This window comes from uncultured Gimesia sp. (genome assembly GCF_937910335.1).
Lineage (GTDB): Bacteria > Planctomycetota > Planctomycetia > Planctomycetales > Planctomycetaceae > Gimesia.
Genome location: NZ_CALEMX010000159.1, coordinates 1 through 6,351, shown reverse-complemented (window position 1 = coordinate 6,351; position 6,351 = coordinate 1). Strand labels below are relative to the sequence as shown.

Sequence of the window (6,351 nt, the reverse complement as noted above, 5' to 3'; positions counted from 1 at the left end):
AACAGGTCGCACGAGTCGGCGGGTTGCATCGTATGGCCTCCTTGGTTTTGTAAAAGTTGGACTCCGTTTTGTAACTTTGTGGAAAAATATCACCAAAACAGGACGTTATTTCCTACCCAGATATACTACGCACATTCAATGCCATACTCTGAGCAGCCCTGACGTTAATTGCTACTGCTTCAGACAGCCTGTTGGCTAGATATGTCCTCTACTTGAAAAAAGAGAACCGGATTCTGCGGGCCCGTATCCCAGGAGAGATTCACACAAAACCTCACGAACGCGCGCAGCTCTTAAAATATGGCAAGCCACTCGGAAAATCGATCAACGAACTGATCACGATCGTCACTCCCGGGACCTTTCATCGCTGGATACGAGAAGAGAAAAAGGGACGGAAGAAAAACCCCGTCGGTCGGCCAGGAAAGAGTGCGGTACTACGAGAACTGATTCTCAAGATCGCCCGTGAAACGGGGTTCGGCTACACTCGCATCCTGGGTGAACTTCGGAAGCTCGGCATCTCGCGGATCTGCCGTCAGACGGTGAAAAATATCGTCAAGGAAGAAGGGATCGAACCGAGTCCAAAACGAAGTACTGGCACCTGGGACCAGTTTCTCAAAACACATGCGGAAACACTCTGGGCCTGCGATTTCTTTACGAAACGAACCGTGACACCGCGAGGGCTCGTCGATTTGTATGTGTTGGTTTTCATGCATCTTGAAACGCGTGAAGTCTTTGCCACACCATCAACCCAAAATCCTAATTCTGCATGGGTCACGAAACAGACCAAAGTGTTCATAAACCATGTTGCTGACCGGGAAGAGAAGCCGATGTATCTGATTCATGATCGAGACACAAAGTTCTCTGCCGAGTTCAAGCAGTTTTTGAAGAACGAAGGCATCAAGCCGAAGATGCTGCCGATCCGGTCTCCCAATCTGAATGCCCGGGTCGAGAGGTTTGTGCAAACGATTAAATACGAAGCCTTGAATCATTTCATCTCTTTCGGCAAAGTGCATCTCGATTATCTTGTTTCGGAATTCGTTGATTATTACAACAACAAACGAGCGCACAGCTCACGGGAATATCTGCCGCCCTGCTCTGTCGATCCGCCACCGGAATACGAGACAATCAAGCTCGATGAGATCCACTGCGAGGAACATCTCGGTGGACTGATCAAGTCGTACGAGCGGATTGCTGCGTAGACCAAATCGAAACACAAGTCATATTTCGCGCTCAGCGTACGCGAGTTTGCTGAAGAATTCTTGCTCTCAGCAGTCCTTCACGGAAAACCTGCTCCGACTCGCGTCAGTTCTTTCATCAGTTTTTGTTATCAAAGATCAACTGGCTACGGAACTTAACGTGCGACAGTCTTTTTGTACCCGACGATACTTGCCGATATGGCGACGGTCGGGGCACAAAAAATGGCTGCTGGATTGCTTACCAGCAGCCATCATCAAGAAGAGCTCCTCGAGTAGGACTCGAACCTACAACCTAGCGGTTAACAGCCGCTCGCTCTACCAATTGAGCTATCGAGGATTATGATGTGGTCAAAGAGGTTCTTTGCCACAGGAAGCGTATAAGATATTGTGAGATATGAATGAAGTCAACCGAAGTTAATCAGGAACCAGTTGTGTTCTGATAAAATATTCGGGAAATCTGGCAGGATGAGAGATATCGCAACTAACTTGAGTTACTCCTCTTCCTCGTCTCCCTGAACTTCTGCCTCAGGTTGCTCGGGAGCGACCCCTTTGATCTTTTCCAGGGTGACTTTATTGCCTTGCTCGTTGTATTCGATGAGATTCATGAATGCTCCCATCAGCATAATTCCACGGCCGCAAGGTCGTTCGAGGTTTTCGAGTAGAGTGGGATCTGGCACATGTGTACGGTCGAAGCCTTCGCCTTGATCCTGTATTTCAATACGGACGCGTTCATCGCTGATCCAGTATTTAATGTCCACGTCCTTATCGAGGGACATGCCGTTGCCATGCTTGATGGCGTTAACCAGTGCTTCTTCCAGCGCCAGGCGCACCGCAAAAACATCGCGTACGGGATATTCACGTACCTCAAGTACCTCGACAATCCTGGCCTGAATAGCCTGGCCTTCCGCGGTATCACTGGGAATTTTTACTTCAAAGTATTCGTCCGATGACATGAATTTGGCCAGCACACGATTTCTGGAATTTTCCAGGTAATATTTAGAGATATTTAAAGACATTGAAATGAAAATGTCAGGTAATCCATTTGAAATACCCTTACTTAAATATCTGACAATAGTTGGCCTCTATGGGCTATGATTCAGGATCAGCAATGGTATTTCGTCAACTTTAACGAAACACGAAGCCAAACCCGGATTAAAAGCCTTCGAGAGCCGCCTCTTGAGTCTCTGTGATATCAAAAAGTTGATTCAGTCTCGTAATGGCGAATACTTCATAAATATCAGGACGAATTGAACAAAGTTTCAATTTGCCCTTAGCCTTTTTCACTTTTTTGTCCAATGTGATTAACTTTCCGAGTGCTGCACTGGAAAGATATTCGACGTTGGAAAAGTCGAGAATGATTTTCTTGCGACCATCTTCATCAACAAGTCCAAATAATTGAGTCCCGATGATCTGGATATTTCCTTCATCGAGAATCTTCTTGTCAATAAATTTTGCTACGGTGACATCTGAGACTTCTTCAATGTCAACGCGACGGTGACCAGCAGCCATAATTCTAGCCCACCCTCTTCTAAAAAAATAAAAACCGACTTTGGCACATGAATTCCCTATGAATTCATTATCGTTGATGCAGAGTATCGACGACTGCCTGGCCCGATCAGAATCGATCAAAAATAGCGAATTGATTACATTAGCAAATTATAACTGCTTTGTCTAAAAAAGGAATTATCTAAACAGATATTCCCTTTAGACTAAGATCAATTTGCATAGGGATATCAATCCCACAGTAATTCATGATCATCACGGTTTGGATGCTTGCTGTCAAGCATATTCGCAAGATTGTTTCAGGGATTATCAGGGTCTAAGTGCCATATTCATCACACTTTGTGTAATTTCGCTCACTCAGTTTATCTAATTCCCACAATTATAAGCTAAAAAGTCGCGTTTAAAATTGTAAAGTCGACGGTTTACGAAATGACAGAATGCATAGAGTCTTTTTGTAAAGTCTTCGAAACGCCCCCTGCAAAAGACTGTTCATCATTTGAAACAATGCTGCAATCAAGCGTTTCTGAAGACCGTTGTTAAAGAGTGACCTCTCCTCAGATCCGGATTCACTGGACCTGTCTGATCAAATGCAATTGCCATAACCCTGATAAATTGGCTGCGGGTTGACGAAATTTCTCCGCTTTGGCTTGCCTGAGCCATAGATCGACCAGCTGAGGCGCACCGTTTGCCCCTGAACTCTGTATGACCCACTTCATTAAGCCGTCCGTCGGCTGTTTTGCTTAAATGCTCAGGGAATGCCATGAAACGTCGATCTGGTTACTCATTGTTCACGATATTCTTCAGTCTGCTTTGTGCTGCCACTTTACAGGCTGGTATCGAAATTGAATTGACGAACGGGGACCGCATTAGAGTAGACCATATTCAATGGGGTACCTCATCTAACCTGATCGTCGAGTCAGCGAATGAGGGAACAGTGACCCAACGGATGATTCCTCTGTCCACGATCAAAGGGCTTTCCATTGGTGAAAGTCGTTACGATCAGAAAACGATCCAATTCGCGGCTTCTCATCGTACATTGATTCAACCAACGGAGTATATTTCCACGCACAAAAAGAAACGTTATGCGAGAACGTTTCCCGAAACTCAGGTTGAAACATCGACTCCCCCTCCGCCGACGAATGTGACCGAGTATCAATGCGAGTCTCACTGCCGACGACGGGGCGTGATCATTGGCATACACGACGATCCTCTCTCAGCATACGGCGCGTTACTCGATCAATATTATCCAAATGGAGTTCCTACATTAGAACGCGGAGTTGCACTCGGAATAATGCGAGCTAAAGTCGCCGAACGCGCTTTGAATGTACTGCCTAGACCGCCGGCACTGCCGCCACAAGAGGGGCTGCCTCCCTCACAGATACTGCCCCCACCGCCGGGACAGGCTCCGGTTTCAGGAAAGCTGACCAATATTTCGGTGCAGGCGACTCCTATGAACGCGGAAGGGAAAGCAGACTGGAACGCCCTGGCGATTCGATTGAAAGGTTTTGACTCTCTGGGGAATCCCGCGCGGATTTCTGGAAACGTACGGATCTCTCTCTACGGCCAGCGGCAATTATTGTTGCATGTCTGGGATCAACAGTTCGCGGCTAAGCCTCTCAGAACCATTTCTTTGGCGCAGTGGACTGCCCGGTGTTCGTCGACACCTGAAACTCAGACTGCTCGTGCGGGAAATCAATTCGGAGCTGGTCAACTTTACGATCAAAGTTGGATCGTCAAATTGCCGCCACGTATTCCCGAACATAACCCGAATATTTATGCCCTGGGGGAAGTCCAGGTAACGCTGGCCGCGCCCGGGAAAGGCACGTTTCAAGCCTCTGCTCCTGCGGTGCCTTTGAAGCATGTTTCACTCAACCGCGATTTATCGCTTGCTAATTTCGGTACTAGAATGTTTCCTTCCGAAACTACATCCGAAGGTATTTCTCGGATGAGTCGCTTGAATCTCAATGCTCCCTCAAGGCCATACAGCCGCACGCTCTCCGTCCAGCCTTAAGGTCAGGCATTTTGCGGAACCTCCGGCTTTGATAAATTCATCCAATGGCGTGCTATAGGTTTGATAGCCGCGTGCGTTGAGATCTTTTTCCAGTTGCGGGCAACCGGTATTCAGCACGACGGATTGATCCAGTACCACGGCATTACAGGCAAACCGCTGTGCTTCGTTGTCTACGACGGGAATCAGGTGTGGAACATGTTCTTTCAAGGCCTGTTGTGCATACTCATCAAAGGCCGGCGGATAATAGATGGCTTCGGTTTTGCTGATCGGACAGAAGCAGGTATCGAGATGGTAGTAGAAGTCGTCGACCAGTTGCAGGGGAATGACTCGGCAGTTCATTTTCTCGGCGACCCATTGCATTGCCCGTACATCGCTGCGAATGAGGTAGCCGGCAAAGAGAGTGTCGCCACAGAACAAGGCATCGCCGGCGCCTTCGAAGAAACAGTCATCGGGCATTTCAATCGTTTCAAATCCTGCCTTTTGAAACCAGTCTCGATCGAGGGGTGTCTCGCCTTGACGGGCCTCATGCCGAAAGAGGGAAAGAAAGGCCACATCTTTCCAGATGAGTCCTGCGTTGGCAGTAAAAACAAGGTCCGGCAATCCTTTAATGGGTGTCATTAATTCAACTTGGGCCCCCAACGATTGCAAAAGTTGGTTTAAGGCCTCCCATTGCTGACAGGCAAACTTCGGATCGCTCTGGTGGCTGCGGCTCATCCAGGGATTGATCTCATATTCAATGCCGTAATAATCGGGCGGACACATTAAAATCGTGGGCGTAGTATATTTCAATCAAATTCTCTTTCAGTTTGATTCAAGCGGTGACTGTCGCAGTTCTCAAACAAGGTCTGCTCTATTTATTATACTATAGTCTGAAGCCTCTTGTTTGATATATTTACGATATGCAATCGAGTGGCGTTGTTTATACAATTATTTGAACGTCTGCTATTTTGGGAATTTCAAGTAGTGGCATCATTTGAAGAATAATTCTATTGTATCAAATGTAGTTTGTTAGAGAGAAGTCATATCGTATGGTTGAACCGGGTGACGTAATCACTGCAGAAGTAACGAGCGTTCAAGTGTTCGGAGCTTTCTGTCGTCATGAGTCACAGGACATGCTGATAACCATCCCAGAGACTTCATGGATCGCTTCATTCAATTCGTGTAAACAATTCGCCGAACGCGGTGACTTTCTCACGGTCAAAATAGTACACGTCGACATCAAATCAGGAAAGATTAGCGCTACCATCAGAGGATTATACTCCGATCCGTGGCAAACAGATCAGCTTAAGGTAGGTAATTCCTATACAGCGCGAGTAGTACGGTATGTTGAAAACTCAGATAGATGTGATGGCAATCCGGCATATTTGCTTGAATTGGTACCAGGCGCATACGTAATGCTCAGGGCAGATGGACTATTACTTGAACCCGGACAAAATCGTATGGTAATCATTCAAGAATCTAACTCATTCAATCACTCTGTCCGTGTCTCGATCCCTTAGTACAGCATATAATAAAATGCTTCAGCAGTCACATGACACAAACAAGACTCCTCTCACCTGAATAAACCAGCATTCAAGAGTTCAAAAGAGTTTAATCCGATATTTCCCATTTGGGTTGAGCCAGGAATCGATCCAGGCTCGAATC

At 46.7% G+C, this 6,351-nt stretch carries 6 protein-coding genes and 1 tRNA gene; 3 read left to right on the top strand and 4 right to left on the bottom strand.

Annotation, left to right across the window (positions count from 1 at the left end; genetic code table 11):
• Positions 1-212: 212 nt before the first annotated feature.
• Positions 213-1,196, top strand: coding sequence for an integrase core domain-containing protein (locus Q0668_RS06380; RefSeq protein WP_298861527.1), 984 nt, complete (start codon positions 213-215; stop codon positions 1,194-1,196).
• Positions 1,197-1,457: 261 nt separating this feature from the next.
• On the opposite strand, the gene Q0668_RS06375 is transcribed toward Q0668_RS06380, so the two are convergent.
• The 3 genes from Q0668_RS06375 to Q0668_RS06365 form a co-directional block, all read right to left on the bottom strand.
• Positions 1,458-1,530: transfer RNA gene (locus tag Q0668_RS06375), tRNA-Asn, on the bottom strand.
• Between the two features lie 154 nt (positions 1,531-1,684).
• Positions 1,685-2,146: an ATP-binding protein gene (locus Q0668_RS06370; RefSeq protein ID WP_298861524.1), complete on the bottom strand. Its 462-nt coding sequence runs from the start codon at positions 2,144-2,146 to the stop codon at positions 1,685-1,687.
• 199 nt (positions 2,147-2,345) lie between these two features.
• The gene (locus tag Q0668_RS06365) at positions 2,346-2,702 is read right to left on the bottom strand and encodes an STAS domain-containing protein (RefSeq protein WP_298861519.1); all 357 of its coding nucleotides are present in this window, start codon (positions 2,700-2,702) and stop codon (positions 2,346-2,348) included.
• Between the two features lie 754 nt (positions 2,703-3,456).
• Here Q0668_RS06365 and Q0668_RS06360 point away from each other — a divergent pair.
• The gene (locus Q0668_RS06360; protein WP_298861517.1) at positions 3,457-4,707 is read left to right on the top strand and encodes a hypothetical protein; all 1,251 of its coding nucleotides are present in this window, start codon (positions 3,457-3,459) and stop codon (positions 4,705-4,707) included.
• On the opposite strand, the gene Q0668_RS06355 is transcribed toward Q0668_RS06360, so the two are convergent.
• Positions 4,669-5,496, bottom strand: a complete 828-nt coding sequence (locus Q0668_RS06355) for a dimethylarginine dimethylaminohydrolase family protein (RefSeq protein ID WP_298861514.1) — start codon at positions 5,494-5,496, stop codon at positions 4,669-4,671. The genes Q0668_RS06360 and Q0668_RS06355 overlap by 39 nt on opposite strands.
• A gap of 239 nt (positions 5,497-5,735) precedes the next feature.
• Here Q0668_RS06355 and Q0668_RS25850 point away from each other — a divergent pair, with 239 nt between their 5' ends.
• Positions 5,736-6,206, top strand: coding sequence for a S1 RNA-binding domain-containing protein (locus Q0668_RS25850; protein ID WP_366918877.1), 471 nt, complete (start codon positions 5,736-5,738; stop codon positions 6,204-6,206).
• Positions 6,207-6,351: the final 145 nt, after the last annotated feature.